Annotated in this window: 14 protein-coding genes; 9 read left to right on the forward strand and 5 right to left on the reverse strand. The window is 35.4% G+C overall.

What is annotated here, in order from left to right; translation table 11 throughout:
• The first annotated feature begins 173 nt into the window (after nt 1-173).
• The 8 genes from ACGH46_RS00770 (at nt 174) to recB (ending at nt 11,603) form a co-directional block, all read left to right on the forward strand.
• The gene (locus ACGH46_RS00770; RefSeq protein ID WP_065559598.1) at nt 174-1,097 is read left to right on the forward strand and encodes a LysR family transcriptional regulator; all 924 of its coding nucleotides are present in this window, start codon (nt 174-176) and stop codon (nt 1,095-1,097) included.
• Nucleotides 1,098-1,237: 140 nt separating this feature from the next.
• Nucleotides 1,238-1,507 carry a 30S ribosomal protein S15 gene (rpsO, locus tag ACGH46_RS00775; RefSeq protein WP_065559597.1) on the forward strand — a complete coding sequence of 90 codons (270 nt, stop codon included), beginning with the start codon at nt 1,238-1,240 and terminating at the stop codon, nt 1,505-1,507.
• Between the two features lie 307 nt (nt 1,508-1,814).
• On the forward strand, nt 1,815-3,929 hold the full coding sequence (gene pnp, locus ACGH46_RS00780) for a polyribonucleotide nucleotidyltransferase (RefSeq protein ID WP_411597146.1): 2,115 nt from the start codon (nt 1,815-1,817) through the stop codon (nt 3,927-3,929).
• 25 nt (nt 3,930-3,954) lie between these two features.
• Nucleotides 3,955-4,806 carry a lipoprotein NlpI gene (nlpI, locus tag ACGH46_RS00785; RefSeq protein WP_267350629.1) on the forward strand — a complete coding sequence of 284 codons (852 nt, stop codon included), beginning with the start codon at nt 3,955-3,957 and terminating at the stop codon, nt 4,804-4,806.
• Nucleotides 4,807-5,182: 376 nt separating this feature from the next.
• Nucleotides 5,183-6,949, forward strand: a complete 1,767-nt coding sequence (locus ACGH46_RS00790; protein ID WP_267379150.1) for a DEAD/DEAH family ATP-dependent RNA helicase — start codon at nt 5,183-5,185, stop codon at nt 6,947-6,949.
• 451 nt (nt 6,950-7,400) lie between these two features.
• Nucleotides 7,401-7,697, forward strand: a complete 297-nt coding sequence (locus ACGH46_RS00795) for a YfcZ/YiiS family protein (RefSeq protein WP_267350625.1) — start codon at nt 7,401-7,403, stop codon at nt 7,695-7,697.
• Between the two features lie 10 nt (nt 7,698-7,707).
• Nucleotides 7,708-8,163 carry a phosphohistidine phosphatase SixA gene (gene sixA / locus ACGH46_RS00800; protein ID WP_411603484.1) on the forward strand — a complete coding sequence of 152 codons (456 nt, stop codon included), beginning with the start codon at nt 7,708-7,710 and terminating at the stop codon, nt 8,161-8,163.
• A complete protein-coding gene (gene recB, locus ACGH46_RS00805) occupies nt 8,142-11,603 on the forward strand; it encodes an exodeoxyribonuclease V subunit beta (protein ID WP_411603487.1) in 3,462 nt (1,153 codons plus the stop codon). The genes sixA and recB overlap by 22 nt, the downstream gene beginning before the upstream one ends.
• 136 nt (nt 11,604-11,739) lie before the next feature.
• Here the strand turns inward: recB and ACGH46_RS00810 are convergent, their stop codons facing one another.
• A complete protein-coding gene (locus ACGH46_RS00810) occupies nt 11,740-14,829 on the reverse strand; it encodes a beta-galactosidase (RefSeq protein ID WP_411603490.1) in 3,090 nt (1,029 codons plus the stop codon).
• 428 nt (nt 14,830-15,257) lie between these two features.
• Between ACGH46_RS00810 and ACGH46_RS00815 the strand changes: the two genes are divergently transcribed.
• Complete coding sequence (locus ACGH46_RS00815) at nt 15,258-16,970, forward strand: carbohydrate porin (protein ID WP_411603493.1); 1,713 nt, start codon at nt 15,258-15,260, stop codon at nt 16,968-16,970.
• Between the two features lie 124 nt (nt 16,971-17,094).
• On the opposite strand, the gene ACGH46_RS00820 is transcribed toward ACGH46_RS00815, so the two are convergent.
• The 4 genes from ACGH46_RS00820 to ACGH46_RS00835 are packed head-to-tail and all read right to left on the reverse strand — an operon-like array spanning nt 17,095 to nt 20,712.
• Nucleotides 17,095-18,120 carry a BtrH N-terminal domain-containing protein gene (locus ACGH46_RS00820; RefSeq protein ID WP_411603496.1) on the reverse strand — a complete coding sequence of 342 codons (1,026 nt, stop codon included), beginning with the start codon at nt 18,118-18,120 and terminating at the stop codon, nt 17,095-17,097.
• 41 nt (nt 18,121-18,161) lie between these two features.
• The gene (locus tag ACGH46_RS00825; RefSeq protein ID WP_267379166.1) at nt 18,162-18,593 is read right to left on the reverse strand and encodes a hypothetical protein; all 432 of its coding nucleotides are present in this window, start codon (nt 18,591-18,593) and stop codon (nt 18,162-18,164) included.
• A 5-nt stretch (nt 18,594-18,598) separates the two neighbouring features.
• A complete protein-coding gene (locus ACGH46_RS00830; protein WP_411603498.1) occupies nt 18,599-19,774 on the reverse strand; it encodes a beta-ketoacyl-ACP synthase III in 1,176 nt (391 codons plus the stop codon).
• 17 nt (nt 19,775-19,791) lie between these two features.
• Nucleotides 19,792-20,712: a dialkylrecorsinol condensing enzyme gene (locus ACGH46_RS00835; RefSeq protein WP_267350610.1), complete on the reverse strand. Its 921-nt coding sequence runs from the start codon at nt 20,710-20,712 to the stop codon at nt 19,792-19,794.
• Between the last annotated feature and the right edge of the window lie 84 nt (nt 20,713-20,796).

Below are 20,796 nucleotides of genomic sequence, written 5' to 3' on the forward strand. Positions count from 1 at the left end.
CATTTAACTATCCCAATTACATTTCATTTGGTAAACAAATAAATTAAATAGTATTGTGCCTGTATGTCAGATTTAATTTTAAACAATCAGTTAGTGCACATCTGCTAATTTTTGGTATATAGTTAATAAGACATTATCCCGTAATGGGCTTATACGACTAAATAAGTGACGCTATGAAACTACAACAATTACGCTATATTTTAGAAATTGCTCGTTCAGGTTCAATTAATGAAGCTGCAAAAAATCTCTATATTACCCAACCAAGCTTATCCACAGCAGTTAAAGAATTAGAAGCAGAATTTGGTATTGAAATTTTTGTACGAACGTCTAAAGGAGTTTCATTATCCACTGATGGCGTTGAATTTTTAGGCTATGCGAAACAAGTTTTAGATCAAGCTGAATTATTAGAACAACATTATTCAAAAAAAGTCCCTTCAAAACAACTTTGTAGCATTTCCACTCAACACTATGCATTTGCTGTCAATGCATTTGTGAATCTCATCAAAAAAAATCATACTGATGAATATGAGTTTACTCTCCGAGAAACCAGAACTTACGATATCATTACCGATGTGGCTAATTTACGAAGTGAAGTTGGGATTTTATATTTAACAGATTTTAATCAAAAAGTGATTCTACGCTTACTGAAAGAACATCGATTGACATTTCATCCGCTATTTGAAGCCCACCCACACGTATTTATCAGCACCAATCATCCTTTATCATCAATGAAATCGTTAACGTTAAGTGATCTTGAAAATTACCCTTATTTGTCTTTCGAACAGGGAGAATATAATTCATTTTATTTTTCTGAAGAGATTTTAAGTACTGTTTACCATAAAAAAAGTATTCATGTGAGTGATAGAGCCACCTTGTTTAATTTGTTGCATGGGTTAAATGGTTATACGATTAGTACTGGCGTATTAAGTACGGATTTAAATGGGTCTGATATTTTATCCATACCACTTGAAGTTAATGAAAAAATTTTGATAGGTTGGATTACTTCGCAAAAAGCCCAATTAAGCCTGTCTGCACAAAATTATATTGAAGCATTGAAAAAATTGATTCAAGAAGAGTATGGCTTTGAACTTAAGTAAACTTATAGTTACGTAAATCAAATTGCTATTTTAATAAAATTCAGTATAATTGCGCCCAATTCATATTTATATGAATACCGAGGTTGTCTGAATTAGAGATCGGACATGCCATGTTTTATACTAATTTTATGAGGTTTATTATGTCTCTAACTGTAGAAGCTAAAGCGAAAATCGTAGCTGAATATGGTCGTGGAACTAACGATACAGGTTCAACTGAAGTTCAAGTTGCTCTTTTAACTGCGCGTATTAATGATTTACAAGGTCATTTTTCTGAGCATAAAAAAGATCACCACAGCCGTCGTGGTTTATTACGCATGGTCTCTAGCCGTCGTAAATTATTAGACTATTTACGCCGTAAAGATATCGAACGTTACAACCAATTGATTCAAAAATTAGGCTTACGTCGCTAATCAAAATCTACTTGAAAGAGGCTTAGGCCTCTTTTTCGTTGTTAAAAATTTGAGCTTTGCTATAATGCTCAGCTCGAAAGTAAAATTAATTCGTTTTTGTAAATCAACACATTAAAAGATTGTATCTCATGTTTCGCGCGACTAATGAGAGCTCTATAATTTATAGATCTGTCATTAGTCGTGACAGTGAAATAATCTTTTGTTGATGACCCTACATTGTTGAAATAAAAAATCAATAAGTTGTACTTAAAACTACTGCCTGTCGAGCTTTTCATTTCAACAGCATTATTAACAAGAGGATATTATTTTGTTTAATCCAACATATCAAAAATTTCAATATGGACGCCACACTGTTACTTTAGAAACAGGTATTTTAGCACGTCAAGCATCAGCTGCGGTCATGGTTAATATGGACGATACCGCTGTATTTGTTACGGTAGTTGCTAATAAAAAAGTCAAAGAAGGACAAGACTTTTTCCCATTAACAGTTAATTATCAAGAACGTACTTATGCTGCCGGTCGTATTCCGGGTGGATTTTTTAAACGTGAAGGTCGTCCAAGCGAAGGCGAAACGTTAATTGCACGTTTAATTGACCGTCCATTACGTCCATTATTTCCAGAAGGATTTGTTAATGAAATTCAAATCATTGCAACAGTCGTGTCAGTCAATCCGGATGTTAGTCCAGATTTAGTTGCAATGATAGGTGCTTCCGCTGCACTTTGCTTATCAGGTGTGCCTTTTCATGGTCCAATTGGTGCTGCTCGAGTTGGTTTAATTAACGATGAATTTGTATTGAACCCTTCAGTAAAAGAACTACAAAATAGCCGTTTGGATTTAGTGGTTGCTGGTACGAAAAGTGCGGTATTGATGGTTGAGTCGGAAGCTGATTTATTAAGTGAAGAACAAATGTTAGCTGCAGTCGTATTAGGTCATGAGCAACAACAAGTGGTCATTGATAACATTAATGAATTTGTGGCGAAAGCGAATCGTGAAAAATGGGATTGGGTTCCACCAGTTAAAAATGAAGCATTATATAATGCTGTTTCTGAATTAGCGAAAGATCGTCTAGGTGAAGCTTACCGTATCACAGAAAAACAAGCTCGTTATGCGCAAATTGATCTGATTAAAGAAGATGTGCTAACCTCTTTAAAAGCGCAAGATGAAGAACTTGATGAAAACGAAGTGATGAACATTATTATTGATTTGGAAAGCCAAATTGTTCGTCAGCGCGTTATCGCTGGTGAACCGCGTATTGATGGTCGTGAAAAAGATATGGTTCGGGCACTGGATATCCGTACCAATTTATTACCAAGAGCACATGGTAGCGCCTTATTCACACGTGGTGAAACTCAAGCGTTAGTCACAGCAACATTAGGGACTGAACGCGATGCTCAGATTATTGATGAATTAACTGGCGAATATACTGAACGTTTCTTATTGCATTATAACTTTCCGCCATATTCTGTCGGTGAAACAGGTATGGTTGGATCACCTAAACGTCGTGAAATTGGTCATGGGCGTTTAGCTAAACGTGGTGTAGCTGCGGTCATGCCTAGCCAAGAAGAGTTCCCTTATACCGTACGTGTCGTATCTGAAATTACCGAATCAAATGGTTCATCGTCTATGGCTTCTGTTTGTGGTGCTTCACTTGCCTTAATGGTTGCCGGTGTGCCAATCAAATCATCAGTTGCAGGTATTGCAATGGGATTAGTTAAAGAAGGCGATAAATTTGTCGTATTATCAGATATTTTAGGTGATGAAGATCATCTTGGCGATATGGACTTTAAAGTAGCCGGAACTCGTGAAGGTGTGAGTGCATTACAAATGGATATCAAAATTGAAGGTATCACCAAAGAAATCATGCAAGTTGCCCTTAATCAAGCGAAAGGTGCCAGATTGCATATTTTAACGGTAATGGACCAAGCGATTAATAAACCGCGTCAAGAAATATCTGAGTTTGCCCCACGTATTTATACAATGAACGTTAATCCGGATAAAATCCGTGATATTATCGGTAAAGGTGGCGCAACGATTCGTGCATTAACTGAAGAAACAGGCACAACCATTGAAATCTCTGACGATGGCACAGTTAAAATTGCAGCATCAGATGCGAACAAAGCTAAAGATGCTATGGAGCGTATCAATAATTTAGTTGCTGATGTTGAAATTGGTAAAATTTATACTGGTAAAGTCACTCGAATTGTTGATTTTGGTGCGTTTGTTTCTATTATTGGTGGTAAAGAAGGATTGGTTCATGTTTCTCAAATCGCTGATCACCGTGTCGAAAAAGTAGCTGATTACTTAAAAGTAGGACAAGAAGTCAATGTGAAAGTCCTTGAAATTGATCGTCAAGGTCGAATTCGTTTAAGTATGAAAGATGCAATTGAACCAACAACGGAACATTCACCAATTACTGAATAAAAAATTAATCATTAGGGGTTTTAAAATGAAACTTTTCAACCTGAGGATTGTCTGCTTACTTATAGCTGTTATTCTATTGTCAGGTTGTTCAAGTTCACCGCTCCTTTTGGCTGTTCCTGAGCAAGTTTCGTATAATGATGAATTGAAAATTGCTCAGATTAGCCAACAATTATCCCAAAAAAATATTGATACTGTAACCCGAATGCAGCTTATTTTTGAAAGGGGAATTGTTTATGATTCATTAGGTTTTAAAGCATTTGCGCAAATTGATTTTTCTACCTTATTAGGTTATAGCGCTGACATTCCAGATATTTATAACTTTTTAGGGACTTATGCTTTAAGAGAAGGTGACTTTGATGTTGCCTTAATGTCTTTTAATACAACTTTAGAAATCGATCCAGCTTATGCTTATGCATATCTGAATCGAGCAATCACGTTGTATCGTACAGGTCATTATCAATCTGCTAACCGAGATGCACTTCAGTTTTATCAATATGATGTGAATGAGCCAATTAGATTATTATGGCTTTATCTAATTGAAAATGAGATTGATAAGAAAACAGCATTAAATATGCTACAAGACCGTTATAATCGGTTAAATGATAAATCGATTTATAGTAGCCATATTGTTGCATTTTATTTAGGTAAAATTAATGAATCTAAATTGATGCAAAATCTTCAAGAAGGCGTTGAAAATAATCGGCAATTAGCTGAGCGTCTTTGTGAAACCTACTTTTATTTGGGTAAATATTATCAGAATAAAGGTGATAATGAGCGTGCCAAAATGTTATTTAAATATGCTTTAGCTAATAATATTTATAACTTTGTTGAACATCAACAGGCACTCTACGAAATGAAGTTACTTGAGGAAAAGTAACATGGGTCATGCCAGTTTTAAAAGTGAAAATATTGTTATAGTTTAGTTCTGATTGACTATTAATACTTGTTCAAGTTATTGATGAGTCGTTAATTAGTTATATCCTTAATCGGATCAGAGTATTGCGCAAATGTGATATTTGTCCATATAACATTCACAACAATAATCAATTATAGTATCAGTAATTAATTTTTGATGTGAATCGTAAATTTTCAATTTAGTGAGCTGGCATAAATTTATATATAGCTTTCTTTTCAAGGAAATGCAATTAAACATTTAACTATATTGAGATGAATTACTTTATTTCATTAAGCTTAATTGTTTAGCAATTAAAATAGAAAGTTTATATATATGATAAATTTATAAGCGAGTTTACATGACAAATGAAGTTTCTTTTATTGACCTTGGTTTATCCGAGGACATCCTTAACGCATTAAATGATCTTGGTTTTAGCAAACCATCACCCATTCAAGCTGAATGTATTCCACTATTATTAGATGGAAAAGATGTGCTTGGTATGGCGCAAACTGGAAGTGGAAAAACAGCGGCTTTCTCCATTCCATTTTTAATGAACATTGATGCCAGCTTAAAAGCGCCACAACTATTAGTGTTAGCACCAACACGTGAGCTTGCAATACAAGTTGCTGATGCCTGTTCAGAATATTCGAAATATATGAAAGGGGTGAATGTATTAGCCCTATATGGTGGTCAGCGTTATGATGTGCAATTGCGAGCGTTAAAACAAGGACCGCAAATTGTAGTTGGCACGCCTGGACGTTTATTAGATCATTTAAATCGTAAAACATTAGATCTTTCAAATCTTAAAGGTTTAGTTCTTGATGAAGCCGATGAAATGCTAAGAATGGGCTTTATTGATGATGTTGAAAATATTATGGCTGCCATTCCCGAAGATCATCAAACAGCGCTATTTTCAGCAACAATGCCTGCGCCAATTCGCCGTATCACTAAACGATTTATGCATAATCCAAAAGAAGTACAGATAAAAGGGACTAATCAAGCAGCGCCTGATATCGATCAAAGTTATTGGTTAGTGCGTGGAATGCGTAAAAATGAGGCAATAATACGTTTTCTTGAAGCAGAAGATTTTGATGCTGCAATTATATTTGTACGAACAAAAACAGCAACGCTTGATGTTGCCGAAGTGCTTGAAAAACACGGGTACAGTTGTGCTGCATTAAATGGAGATATGACGCAGCAATTAAGAGAACAAACACTTGATCGATTACGTAATGGTCGTTTAGATATTTTAATTGCAACTGATGTGGCAGCGCGCGGATTAGATGTTGAACGTATTAGTTTAGTTATCAACTATGATATTACCTTAGACTCAGAATCCTATGTTCACCGTATTGGGCGAACAGGTCGTGCAGGCCGTGCAGGTCGTGCAATTTTATTTGTTGATAGCCGTGAACGTCGTTTACTAAAAAATATTGAACAAACAATTAAAAAACCAATCCCAGAAGTGGGCTTACCTTCTAAAGAATTATTAGAAAAACGTCGTTTAGTTAAGTTCAATCAGCAAGTTCAACAACAGCTAGAAAGTAATGATTTAGATCAATATCAAGCAATACTGAGCCAAATCCAAACTGAAAGTGGTGCGGATCTTGAAACGATTGCAACTGCTTTATTAAAACTTGCACAAGGTGAGCGCCCATTAATTCTACCGCCTGATCCAGTATTCAAACCATCTCGTGAAGGTCGTGATCGTGATAATCGTGGTGGTGAACGTCGACTACGAGGCGATAATCGAGAGTCGCCAAAACGTCGGGAACGTCGTGATGTGGGTGACATGGATATGTATCGTATTGAAATTGGTAAAGAGAACGGTATTGAAGTTCGGCATATTGTTGGTGCTATTGCTAATGAAGCGGATATTAGTAGTCGTTATATTGGTAACATCAAACTTTATGAAACCCATTCAACGGTTGAGTTACCAAAAGGAATGCCAAAGAATATCCTTAAACATTTAGAAAAAGTACGGGTACTGAATCAACCAATGAAAATGAGCTTGGTCAGTGGTGCTCAGTCAGATGCTAAACGGGGACGTAAAAGTAACCGAACAGAATCGAACGATAAAAGTTTTGCAAAAAAACGAGGTCGTTCATCTGCACCTAAATTTTAATCATATAACCTCTACCATTTGGTAGAGGTTTTTTTACTTTTTTGTGATCTAAATCTTTTTAAGATTACCAAAACATTAACTATCTCAATTAAATTCAATCGCAATAACCTAAATTGAACGACTTTCTGGTTAAACGGATTTGGATTCATAATAAAAGAATACCTTAACAGAACTGAAAAAGGGGCATTGAGTTAACTACAAATTGAATCGTTGATTTGTTGGTGAACGTTACTGACATATCGACAAGATTTATTTTAATTTTCTCAATTTCAAAAAACTCAAATTACAACTCGGATTCTTGATTCCGTTTAGTCAATAACAATGTCGTTTTATCTTTCAAAGAATGTTATCAAAGTAAAGCTATTCTAAATAAATCCTGATGAGAATTTTGCCCTTAGATATGATTGAGAGTATACTACTGTCAATTTAATCGGTAAAACAGAGGTATGGCATGACAGATTCTTTAAATAAATGTAAAGCAAATGATACTCCGGCGTGTTGTTGCGTAGATGTTGGCACAATCATAGATAATGAAGATTGCACCGCTGAGTACGAGCATGTCTTTGCGACAGAGTCAGAAGCACAAGCTAAATTAGCATCTTTAACTCAAGCAGCAAAAGATGTGGCAACTGAGCCTTGCGAAATTAATAGCAGTGTTGATAAGGTTGACGGTGGTTTCAAATTAACGGCAAAATTTACCTTTTGTTGTGGCGCTGAATGCTTGATTTTTCAATTAAAATTACGCTAATTGGAGAGTAATGAAAGTTTGTATTATGAGGCATGGTGAAGCAGGCTTTTCTGCTTCATCCGATTCAAGTCGATCCCTTACGTCTTACGGAATTCGACAAGCAATTCAAGCTGGGCAGTGGCTTAAACAACAAAATTTTCAATTTAATATTGGTTTAGTTAGCCCATATTTACGTGCTCAGCAAACATTAGCAGAGTTATCGTCACAAGTTTCTGTTTCAACAGTAGAAACAGATAAACTGTTAGTACCTGGCGGTAATCCTGAATATATTGCCAATTTGTTATCGACATATCCTTCTCAAGGTATTGAGCAAGTGATTATAGTTTCGCATCTTCCTTTAGTTGGATATTTGGTAAATGAGCTTTGTCCTGATATCTCTCCGCCTATGTTTCCGACTGCATCAATTGCATGCATTGAGTTAACATCAACTACTGGTAAGCTTGAATGGTTTCATCAGGCGGAATAAAAAAACTCAATCTTTTTGATTTACCGTTAACAGGCCGAACACTGATTGAAGCATCGGCAGGTACGGGTAAAACCTATTCGCTTGCCTTTATATATTTAAGGTTACTGCTTGGCATTGGTGAAAATAGCTATTCTACACCGCTTGATGTTAGCCAAATTTTAGTGGTGACGTTTACCAAAGCGGCCACTCAAGAGTTACGTTCACGTATACGACAAAACATACAAGAATTAAGATTGGCATTATTAAACGGTGAACATGATGATCCTATTTATCAGCAATTAATGGCATTGATTGTTGATCGTCGACAAGCGATTCAACGACTTACTGAAGCCCAACAATCAATGGATGATGCAGCAATTTACACGATTCATAGTTTCTGTCAAAGAATACTAACTAGTCACGCGTTTGAGTCTGGCGTGTTGTTCGAACAAAAATTAATTACTGACGAGTATCAATTGCAATTGCAAGTCGTGCAAGATTTCTGGCGATACTATTTTACACCTCTTGAAAAATCGTATGCTTATTTAGTTCGAGACTGTTGGAAAGAGCCGGCAGAATTATTAGCCGATATTACCCCTTATTTATCCAATACCTTTAATGAGAAAACTGAATTAAACCCCAATATTACCGAAGCAATAGCTGAGTTTTATCAGCAAAATTTTAACATGATTGAAACGGTAAAAAAAGCATGGTTAAAGCATGTTGATCAATTAGCGGATATTATTAATCAATCGGGTGTCAGTAAACAATCTTATAGTAGCCGATATCTACCTAATTGGCTTTCAAAAGTTTCACAATGGGCTAACAGTGCAACGCTTACGTTTGCATTACCTAATGAGCTTGAAAAATTTTGTCAATCAGTTCTGGCAAGCAAAACAAAAGAAGGAAAAATCGTTCCAAGTCATTCTGTTTTTACTGAAATTGATACACTCTATAAGTGTAAACTGGATTTGCGAAGCCATATTTTAATGGATATTGTAACCATAATCCAAAAAGGCATTTATGATGAAAAAATTAAACGCACTGAGATAAGTTTTAATGACTTGCTTTGGCAGCTTAATCGGGCGTTAGTGACACGAACAGGAAAACGATTAGCACAAAGTATATCAACGAAATATCCGGTTGCGTTAATTGATGAATTTCAAGATACTGACCCGATTCAATACCAAATCTTTGATCGTATTTATGATAGCAAACGATCTGATATCGGACTAATATTTATCGGCGATCCGAAACAAGCTATTTATAGTTTTCGTGGCGCCGATATTTTTACTTATCTTAAGGCGAAACGTTCAACCGGTGATAACTATTTTACCATGGATGTGAATCACCGTTCCTCATCAGCTATGGTAAATGCGGTAAATCAATTATTCGCCCATCATGAAAATCCGTTTGTTTTTAATGATATTCCCTTTTTACCAATGAATTGCGCTGAAAAAAATAAGCAAAAATCATTGCTAATTAATGATCAAGAAAGCAATGCTTTAACAGCTTATTTATTGCCAGAAGAAGTAACAACCAAAGCTGATTATCAAGAGCAGATGGCAAATTGCTGTGCCAAGCAAATAGTCAAATGGTTATCGGACTCTTCAATATTAATTAATGATAGCAAGGGTTGTCGCGCAATAACGACGTCAGATATAGCCATTTTAGTACGAACAGGTAGAGAAGCTGAAATTATTCAGCAAAAATTGGCCGTTTGTGGTATCAAAAGTGTCTATTTATCCAATCGTAATAGCGTATTTGAATCAGATGAGGCTAAGGATGTGCTTTGTCTTCTGCAAGCGGTATTGATGCCAGAAAATGAAGCCGCTTTACGTTTGGCTATGATGACGGCGTTATTAGGACAGACGATGTCTGAACTTGAACAAATCACTGATGATCAAGATAAATGGGAAAGCTTAGTAGAAGAATTTAAGCAGTATCAGGTTATATGGCAATATTATGGCGTATTGGTGATGTTACGTCGAATGATGAAAAAACGTCAGCTAGCGGAAAATATTCTTGCTCGACAAGATGGAGAGCGTATTTTAACTAACTTTATGCATTTAAGTGAGTTATTACAAGAAGCGGCAGATGATTTAGATAGTCCACATGCTTTAATACGTTGGTTAACCAAACAGATTGTTAATCCTGATTTTAATATCGAAAATCATGAGCAGCGTCTTGAAAGTGATGAAAATCTAGTCAAGATTATCACCATTCATAAATCAAAAGGTTTAGAGTTTCCAATCGTTTGGTTACCTTTTATTTGCCAATATCGTGTGTCTGATACACAATTTTATCATGATAAAAATAACGATTTTCAACAAACTTATGCATGGATGTTAACAGATGAAATAAAACAGCAAATTGAAGATGAACGCATGGCGGAAGACTTACGTTTATTGTATGTTGCTATGACACGATCGGTTTATCATTGTAGTATTGGTCTTGCCACTATGAAGAAAGACCAATCAGCTATTCATTATCTTTTAAAGGGTGAGTTAAACAATATAGCAGCAATGGCGGATCTTATTAATGTGGAACTACCCCTTGAAAATGATAATTACACCGCTCATTGTCAGCTAAATCAATCTTTAACGGCTAATGTATTTAAACGGAAACTTTGTCATCAGTGGCGTGTAACCAGTTATACGGAACTACAAAAACATCATGCTGTTTTAACGTTCAATCCAGAAATTATCAGCGATTGGGATGAACAGACACCAGAATCCCAAGCCGCTTTGCAGAACGAATTAACCTATGATATTCACCATTTTCCCAAAGGGGCGTATGTGGGGACTTTGCTGCATAAGATAATGGAAAATGTTTCTAATAAGAATATCGAAACCTTGTGTAATGAAACAATAACAAAACTTAATTTAGATCCAACCTGGCAAGCTATTTTATTGCATTGGTTACAACAAGTGTTGTCCACAACGCTTGATCAACAAGGTTTGGTGTTATCACAGGTATTAACTGGACGATGCATTAATGAATTACAATTTTATTTTCCGATTCGTGAAGCAATACGTTGTGAACAACTTGATAGCATTTGTAAAACCTATGACAGCTTATCTAATCAATGTCCAACACTTGATTTTGAAACAGTACAAGGCATGCTTAAAGGATTTATCGATTTGGTTTTTGAATATCAAGGGAAGTATTATATTGTTGATTATAAATCAAATTGGTTAGGTTATTCAGCTGAAGATTATGGGCAAAAAGCCTTAGAACAGGTGATGTGTGAGCATCGTTATGAATTGCAATATCAACTTTATAGTCTAGCGTTACATCGTTTTTTGAAAAGCCGCTTACCCAATTATCAATATCAAACCCATTTTGGGGGAGTTTATTATCTTTTTCTACGAGGTATGCCTGACCATGGTATTTTTTATCATCTTCCTAAACAAGCTTTTATTGAAGAGTTAGATAAGCTATTTGATGGTGTTAGTTAAATACATTGCTAGTTGTTGTACCTCAAACTGAATTTTTGATATTTGAATCGATAACTTTAATTGCATGTTGAGCAAATTACGATAAAGCATAAATTTATTATGCCTTATCGTTGTTCTTTTTTTAGCATCGTAACTTTTAGTTAACCTCGAAGGTTAATTGATAACGATAATGTTTTTTAGTTAATAAAAATTCAGAATGGACATTTGGTGTCCATGAATCATCACCACCAATCCCCATATGGAAAGCATCAATACTCACATAAGCACAAGGTTCCGCCACTAAAAGGTGACGATGTGTGACCGCCATTAACTGTTGAGTACCATATTGGTTGATGTTAAATTGAAATTGCTGACCGGTGATCGTCATTTCATCCAGTATTAATTTCTTTACATCACAGCGTAAACCATTTTCACAAGGATAGATATAAGGTGTATAGAGTTCAGAAAAAGGTAATGACCATTTACAAAAAATGGCAGAGTGTTTGCGGTCTGGATAATTTTCGTGCGGCCCTAAACCTAGCCATTTAACTTTTTCTGGGATTTCGTTAAGTTGATATGTTAAACCAATACGCGCAGGTGCTGGCATATTGTTGGCAATATCAACATCAACCGTTAGCGTTAAATAGCCTTGCTGATCAAATTGATAAATCCATTTGCTTTGAATCACTCTTTGACCTTCATAAAAATAACCATGCAACGCTTCGATAATGATAGTGCTGGATGATTGTGAAGCTTGTATTCCAAGACATTTATGGGTTAAATCAAAATAACCTGCTGCTTTCCACTGTTCAACCCAGGCAAATGGATTGTTATTGCTATCATAGTCACCACTAATTCCAATATCGTTATCAATTGGCGCTCGAATAAATTGATCACAAAACGGCGAAGCCAATAATGGTTTATCCTCTTTAGTCCATTGATTTAGAAAACCAGTAGTTTTATCAAATAACCAATTTTGATTTTGATGAGAAATTAAATAATTATTTTTATTTTCCTTTAATGTCATGGGGGTTTTAAGCTTGTTAAGCTTAAGAGGCGGAATAAAGACATTCTCAAGTTGCCATTGTTCCCAAGCGACAAGATGACCAATTGGTGACCATGGAGTTTCTTCTTTTTGGATAATAATGACAGAAAGATGAACATCTTCACAATTGATATAGTTAGGTAAGCTATCAAGTAATTTTATTCTGATTGTACTATCTGGTTGCATATCAAGGGTAATTTGACCACTTCGTTGTTTATTACCATCGATTAAGATCTCCCATTGTAATAGTTCATTATCAGTACGTCGAAACAAATATTCGTTGGTTATTTCGACAACTAAAGGTTTTTGACTAATGAGTTTGAATTGAAAAGGTTGCTGAACTTTTTTGGCTTCAATTAAGCTTGGATGCGGTTTTCGATCGGGAAAAACTAAGCCGTCCAAGCAAAATTGCCTATCGTGGTAAGCCTCGCCAAAATCACCGCCATAAGCCCAATAACTTTCTCCTGATGATGTTTGGCAACGAAGACCATGGTCTGCCCATTCCCAAATAAAACCACCTTGTAATCTTGGATATTGCCTAAATGCTTGCCAATATTTATAAAAAGCACCAAGACTATTTCCCATAGCATGTGCATATTCACATAAAATAAGTGGGCGGTTTTCATCGGGCAGGGATATCCATTTTTTTATAGCCCATTTAGGTACCTTTGGATGAAGTTGATCCTGATCGACTCGAGCGTACATAGGGCAAATAATATCGGTGGCAGCCGTATCTGCGCCTCCTCCTTCATATTGAACGGGGCGAGTTGGATCATTACTTTTGATCCAAGCATACAGTGCATCATGTGATGAACCGTGCCCGGATTCATTCCCAAGTGACCAGATAATAATAGATGGGTGATTGCGATCTCGTTGCACCATGCGTGTAACCCGTTCACTGTATGCTGCGAGCCAATAGGGGTCATCTGATAAACGGGACATAGGGAACATGCCGTGAGATTCTATATTCGCCTCATCGACTAAATAAAGTCCATACTGATCACAAAGTTCGTACCAACGAGGATCATTGGGATAATGACTGCAACGTACTGCATTGAAGTTGTGTTGTTTAATCAGTTTTATATCATGAAGCATGGCTTCTTCAGTGAGAGCATAGCCTTGATCCGGATAAAACTCATGGCGATTGGTTCCTTTAATAAGTAAAGGTTGACCATTAATACAAAGCTGACCATGTTTGATCTCAACCACTCGGAAACCAATATTATAAGCTTCGGATTCAATAAGCCCAGATTTTTTATGATATAAACTGATTACGACACGATAAAGATTAGGTGTTTCAGCACTCCATAATTCAGGTGAAATAACTGGAATATGACAAAACAGGCGATCATGATAGCCCCCTTTTTCATCAATGGGTTCGGTACCAATCAGTTGAAATTGTCCGGAAATCAAATCGCTATTTTTCCATAATTCAATGCCAATATTTAATTGATCCATATTGTCATTGTGTTTTACGTCAACTTGTATCGATAACGTAGCATTCCGATAACAGGCATCAAGTTCTGTCTTAATTTGGATATTTTTTAGGTGTGATTTAGGTTTATTAAGTAGCGAAACATTTCGAAAAATACCGCTTAATCGCCACATATCTTGATCTTCAAGATAACTTCCATCACACCATTTTAAAACTAAGACTGCTATTCTGTTTTGCCCAACTTTTAAGTAAGGGGTTAAGTCAAATTCCGCAGCGATTCGACTGTCTTGTGAATAACCCACCCATTGACCATTACACCAAAGATGAAAAGCAGAACTAACACCGTCAAAAATGATTCTAGTTTCCCCTTTATCTAACCATGCTTGCGTAATATTGATATAACGAGAATAACAACCTGTTGGATTATCGTTAGGAACAAAAGGGGGATTATAAGGAAATGGATAACGTATATTGGTGTAAATTGGTGCATCGTAACCGTGTAATTGCCAATTAGATGGAACGGGAATGGTATTGGTGTCTATCTCTCTTTCTAACCATGATTCCGGAACGTGTTTGGGGTTATCAAAATAGCTAAAAAACCAATCCCCATTTAAAGATAATATTGATTCTGAATCAATATTATTTTTAGCTTGTAATTTATCACGCCAACTGTGGAATTTAGAATGTGTCGGAAGCCTATTAATACTAAGAACTGATAAATTATTCCAATCATTTCTACTTATGATTGTATCTAAAGAGAGATTCATTTTTTCACCATTTTAATCTTAACAATTTAGTACTAAATGATTTACGTTAATCTAACCAATTTTTGAATGCGAATTATTATAACTAAATTAGGACATACAACAGTGAACAATATAACATTTGTCTAATCGGAATCATGTATAAAATTGTAAGTTTCTTAATTCTGTTTATTTTTTTTTGTTTACGGTTACATTTTTTATCTTTAAATAACTTTTAATTACTGTGACTTAAGTCACAACATCAGGATTTTATTTTTGAAACCATTTTTTTATTTGTTATATTGAAAACGCTAATTATTAGCTTTTGGATTGCTACCGATATTAAGCGGGCAAAACCTAAAGAATAGTTGTTGTTACCTATTCTTTAGGTTTTTTTTTGTCTTAAATTTATAAGACTAATGAATGAACAATTAAATTATGAGTAGAGAAAAATGAAATATCTAACAAAATCATTAATAAAAGTAAAGCCTAAGCGAATTGTTTTAATTACCATGCTCGGTTTATTTTATTTGCCTAATGCGATAGCTGCTACTCAAGATGAGTTAGAGGCAAGAATTAATTTATTAGAGCAAAAATTAATTGCGCTGAGTAATGAATCTATTGATTTGAAAAAACAGCTGATTGAATCGAATAAGCAAATTGCTGAGTTAAGTCTTAATTTAGAAAAGCAACAGTTAGTGATAAGCAATCAACAAAAAGAGATAAAAATACAAACCGCCGCACTTAAACAACAAAAATCAGTTAATCTACAACCTGTTAGTGTTACGCATCCTACTAACAATAACGCAATTGTGTTAGTCACTGATAGCCAAACTAATGAAGAACAGAATAGTAATATTGCCACTAAAAAATCGTTTACGTTAACAGAATTCAAAGATTATATTAAAGAAGAAATTGGATTTTCCTTTAATGGGTATTTTCGTGGTGGTTGGTCAACTTCGATGAATGGTAAACCCAAAAATTATGCCGAAGGCGCTCTAGGACGATTTGGGAACGAATATGGGGGGTGGTACGATCTTGTCTTCAGACAAAAAGTGTATGATCAAGATGGTCGTCGAGTGGATGCAATTGTTATGATTGATGGTAATGTGGCAACCGATAAAGCGGCTGGATTGTTTAATACGCAAGACGACAATATCATGCAATTTTCTGATATATACTTAGCCACCAAAGGATTTGTTCCTCTTTTTCCTGAAGCGACTTTGTGGGTAGGTAAGCACTCTTTACCGTATAATGAAATTCAAATGCTTGATTGGAAAACCCAAAAATCGCCAGCTGGTGGGGGTGTCGGTATTGAAAATTTGGAAATTGGCGTAGGAAAGCTAGATTTAGCATTGTTACGTGCTGATGTGAATGTTAAGGTCAATAAAAAAACAGCGGGAACAGATATAGCTAAAGTAAGGCGTGAAGAAGTTGATATCAATGAAATTGAATTGCGTTACCGAGATATCCCATTATGGCAAGATGCATTGTTTGCTGTTAATGCCCGATACTCAGCGCCGAACAAATCGAAACTACAAGATGATATCACTGTTAAAAATGCTTGGTTAGGTAGTGTTGTTCTACGTCAAAATAACTTTTTTGGTGGTTTTAATCAGCTAACGCTACAGACTGCAACCAATTCAGTCGCTTCACATTTGGGCAATATCAATACCAATAATCCAGAATTTGCCGCTAATGCTGATAATGATTATATAGGTAAACACACTGGAGGTAAGGCTTATCGATTAGTTTCTGAAGGTGAAGCGTATTTTTCTGATAATATTATCGTGGCGCATGCATTAGCTTTAACAACAGGTAAAGATGTTTATTCTTATGATTTAAACTTACCTCATACAGATTTTACCAGTTTTAAATCAGCAGTAAGACCTGCTTATATTTGGGATCAATACAATCAAAGTGGTATTGAAATTGGTTACTTTAAACAAAAAAATAAAGTTAATGGTCGAACTTATAAAGAAGAAGGCTACAAAACAACCCTGTATCATTCATTTAAAGTAGGTGAAAGTATTTTATCCTCTCGTCCCGATATTCGTTTCTATCTATCGTATATTGAGTCATTAAATAATGATATTAGTAAATTTGAATTTAATGGTAAAAAACATCAAATTAGTTTTGGGGTGCAAACTGAAGTGTGGTTTTAATTTAAGTGATGAAATAGAGACCTAAATTCGTGATAATAGGTCTCTATTTTTCGACATTTAAATTTTTTTAAAAGCCCTTATCATTTGTTTCTGGACACCAAAATAACCTATCATTATTAGCTGCTCAAGCTATTTTTTTGATACTTTGACTGAGTGATCGCCAACATTTTTTTTCACTATCGGCAACTTGGTGTAATAACTCAGATACCTCATTAAATCCAGTTTCGTTCAAATTTCGGCATAATTTTACCGTACGGCTAGCAAATTTACGCCACGCATCGCCAATATTAGTCATATTATCGGCAGCCTCAATCAATAATGGTTTGTGATTTGATGAGAAATGATCTGCTGCCTCTTGAAGAAATGAAGCATACATATAACGAAAACCAGCTCCACCTGTTCCGATTTCCTCCTGCATTCTAACAATATGACCTAGATAAAGTTTTTTATATTGATCACTTTTCATCGAATTTTTTAGTTTTTGAATTCGATTAGCTAAAAGATGAATACCTTTAATACCAATAAAAGGTAAAGGGGCTTGCATTTGGCGCGCATTTTTAAGGATTGCACTGCGAATCACTTGTGATAGATTTACAGGGTGATCCTGTTTTTGGGCATCTTCTAATGTATACATTAATCCTTTTCCTGCCAATGCACCTTTAGCAAAACGAGCCCGTTCCAAGTCTGACGCTGAGCATTGAACTGGTAATTCCATAACAGGATCACTAATCAAATATTGTTCTGCTTCTTTCCCATAGACAAGAATATTATGCGCATTGAAATGAAAGCGCAAAGCATCGGGAATGTAAGGTAACCAAAAAACAGAAGTTTGTAGTCCAACTAATTGATTGTTGTCTAATGCTTGATCCAATTTTTGCATGCCTTGTGTTGCGGAGACAAATTTTTGCATGTTCAGTTTAATGCCTAATCGTTTGCAAGAATTACGAATAATTGTTTTTGGTGGCATACGATAAGCGATGAGTGGCATACCCGAAAGTTTTATAATCGGTAAATAGGCAAATGTAAGTGCAGAAGATAAACCAAAGAGCATGGGTTCACTGTAATCAAAACCGTGGTGCTTGAGTAGCGTCGACATAACACCGCTTTCACAGTGTGCGGTGTGCTGATGTTGAAAATGATGAATTGTCATTATGTTGCCTGATTATTATGATTATACAAAGTCTAATAAGTTTATTTAAATGGATAATTGTTTTGCGTTTGATTATCTTCAGTCGGAAGCTGTTTTAGCTGTTCAATGGATAAATTAAAGACTTGTGCATAACGATTTAATTTTTTATCTGATAATTTTTTGAAAACCTGAGGTTTGAAGTGCCGTTTGATTTGCCAACGAAAAAAACCACTTGTTTGAGCAAGGCTAGTGATATCATGACGATATAAAAACATATAGTAAAAGAGTGATGAGCGTTGTTCATTCTTCACTGCATGAAAAGCCAACTGAGTTTGTTCTGCTAATGCATCTACAGCTTGTAATGTTACAAACTCTTCATCTTCCCAACCGCTAGTAGTTGCTTTTGTATAACTTCCATTTTTAACAGCATAAACCACTTTGGCATGACCGCCATAAGTTTTACTTTTATCTTGTGGAATTTGGTTAATATCCATAAATTCTAATTCTCTTGGTTAGCATCAATGACTTCAAGTAACATAAAACAAGATGAGAATCGTCCACTTTCTGGGATATAGCATAATATTTTTTGCCCATGCTTGAGTGAATGCGTCCGCAAAAATTCCTCAAGTATAATATAGATAGAAGCTGAACCTGTGTTACCTTTTGAAGTAAGATTGGTAAACCATTTTTCATAAGGAATTTCAAAATCAATATTTATCAATCCTTGATAGAGTTTTTCACGAAAATAATGAGAAGAGTAATGAGGTAAAAAATAATCGATATCATTTTTTTTCAAATCATGTTTTTTAATTGAGTTAGCAAGCATCTTTTCAACGGTATACTTAACAATATTTTCATTTAGCATTTTTACATTCTGTTTAACACTTAACAAACTTTGATTTTGTTGATCAAGTTGAGTAAATTGCTTCCAACCTGTGAACTGATCCTGATAGTAGTCACCGCCTGCATACATGCATGCTGGCATCTCATTTGCGTAGGATAAAATATCAATCCAGTGAATTTTTAATGATAATTGATGACTATTTGGCTTACTACTCAATAGCATAGCCCCAGCTCCATCAGATAGCATCCAACGTAAAAAATCTTTTTCAAAGGCCAGTTCAGGTTGTGTAGACAACGCTTTCACTTTTTGTTCGATTTCTGCTTCAAAGTTCTCACTTCTCATTACAGCAGATGCAGTTTCAGATGCACAACTAACGGCGGTACAATGATCACCAACTTTTACAGCATTAAACGTGTGTTTCAGTGCTGACATACCTGCAACACAAACACCTGAGCTGCTGTGAACTTCGCAAGGATGAGTTTCATTGAGTTCGCCATGAACCATGACTCCATGACCAGGCATAATCTGATCTGGATAAGAAGTACCACAGGCTAAAAAAGTCATTTCATTTATACCAAATTGATGGTTATCTTTGAACAATAACTTTATGGCTAGTGCTGCTAAATTGGCATTGCTATGTGTTGCCTGACGAGTGTGCGGGTCAATCGCATAGTATCGCGTTTTTATCCCATTACTTTTTAAAATAATTGCTCTTGCTCTGGACGGTTTGTGACCAACTTGTCCAAGGACATTTTCCATGGATGAATTATCAACAGGATTATTCGGTAAAAATGCGGCAATTTTATTAATATAAACATTATGTGTTTTCATTGTCTTACTCTTATATTTTATTCGCCTGAAGGCCAACTAAATAAATGTTTTTGTTTACTGATTTTGTTTTTTAACCATGGGGATAGTAATGTTTTGATCAGTGCACTAATTGGCACAACGGTTAAAATGATTACTACCAAGAAAATAATATAAAAATAAAGTAAACCTTGACGAAGTGGTCGAGCGATTTTACCTGCTTTAATGATCAGTTTGCCCCATAAATAGAAGCTGCGATAACCAAATTTTTCACTAAGAATCAAACGTTCATTGACTTTGACTGCCCCCATGTTTTTTAACATTGGCTCAGTGATTTTGGGTTGTGTTAGCAATACGGTTTTAATTTTTTCACCATATTTAGCACAATCATTAATGTCCTCATCAGATATGCCCGCTTTCGGTAGCCAACGTACGGGCTGTTTTTTCCCCGTAAACATCCAAAGCGGTGTAGCAATAAAACTTGCAGGCCCGCCACAGCTATCTATGCGAACAACATTGTCAACTAAATTAGCATTTGCTTCTTTTAAGTATTTCTTCACGGTTTCTTGTGCCATTAACCACATGTTGCGACATCCAATTAACGTGACAACAGGGGTATCGGCTAAGAGTTGTTGCGTGTTTTTATCTTGTAAAAATGCGGTGATAGGCTGAGAAGGGGATAAAAACCACACAGTATAAGCTAGAATGATTAAATCATATTTTTGCTGTTTAAATTGTGGGGCAACAATGGGTGAAGGCATTAAATGAACCGTTTCTGGAAAAATATTAAAAAAGTGGTTAAAAGACCATGGAAAAGAATAGGCTTGTTGAGGTTCAATAGCAAGCGTTTCTAAATTAATATCTTCATGATTAGCTAAAGGTGATACGAAATGTCTAGTAAGTTGTGTTAATTGACCCGTTTGTGAATAGTACACTAATAGAACGTTTTTTTTATTACTCATTGTTATAATTGATTTATTAGATTTTAGCGTTAATTGTTTACCTAACATGCATTTTGTTATAATAGCATAATATGTTAACATTCT

Origin of the sequence: Gilliamella sp. CG22 (assembly GCF_046635725.1) — a bacterium.
GTDB classification, from domain to species: Bacteria; Pseudomonadota; Gammaproteobacteria; order Enterobacterales; family Orbaceae; genus Gilliamella; species Gilliamella apicola_I.

What these genes read in the sequence shown, in the direction of transcription:
- ACGH46_RS00770 (WP_065559598.1), top strand. Translation starts at nt 174, where the DNA reads ATGAAACTACAACAATTACGCTATATTTTAGAAATTGCTCGTTCAGGT.
- rpsO (WP_065559597.1), top strand. Translation starts at nt 1,238, where the DNA reads ATGTCTCTAACTGTAGAAGCTAAAGCGAAAATCGTAGCTGAATATGGT.
- nlpI (WP_267350629.1), top strand. Translation starts at nt 3,955, where the DNA reads ATGAAACTTTTCAACCTGAGGATTGTCTGCTTACTTATAGCTGTTATT.
- ACGH46_RS00790 (WP_267379150.1), top strand. Translation starts at nt 5,183, where the DNA reads ATGACAAATGAAGTTTCTTTTATTGACCTTGGTTTATCCGAGGACATC.
- ACGH46_RS00795 (WP_267350625.1), top strand. Translation starts at nt 7,401, where the DNA reads ATGACAGATTCTTTAAATAAATGTAAAGCAAATGATACTCCGGCGTGT.
- sixA (WP_411603484.1), top strand. Translation starts at nt 7,708, where the DNA reads ATGAAAGTTTGTATTATGAGGCATGGTGAAGCAGGCTTTTCTGCTTCA.
- recB (WP_411603487.1), top strand. Translation starts at nt 8,142, where the DNA reads ATGGTTTCATCAGGCGGAATAAAAAAACTCAATCTTTTTGATTTACCG.
- ACGH46_RS00810 (WP_411603490.1), bottom strand. Translation starts at nt 14,829, where the DNA reads ATGAATCTCTCTTTAGATACAATCATAAGTAGAAATGATTGGAATAAT.
- ACGH46_RS00815 (WP_411603493.1), top strand. Translation starts at nt 15,258, where the DNA reads ATGAAATATCTAACAAAATCATTAATAAAAGTAAAGCCTAAGCGAATT.
- ACGH46_RS00820 (WP_411603496.1), bottom strand. Translation starts at nt 18,120, where the DNA reads ATGACAATTCATCATTTTCAACATCAGCACACCGCACACTGTGAAAGC.
- ACGH46_RS00825 (WP_267379166.1), bottom strand. Translation starts at nt 18,593, where the DNA reads ATGGATATTAACCAAATTCCACAAGATAAAAGTAAAACTTATGGCGGT.
- ACGH46_RS00830 (WP_411603498.1), bottom strand. Translation starts at nt 19,774, where the DNA reads ATGAAAACACATAATGTTTATATTAATAAAATTGCCGCATTTTTACCG.
- ACGH46_RS00835 (WP_267350610.1), bottom strand. Translation starts at nt 20,712, where the DNA reads ATGAGTAATAAAAAAAACGTTCTATTAGTGTACTATTCACAAACGGGT.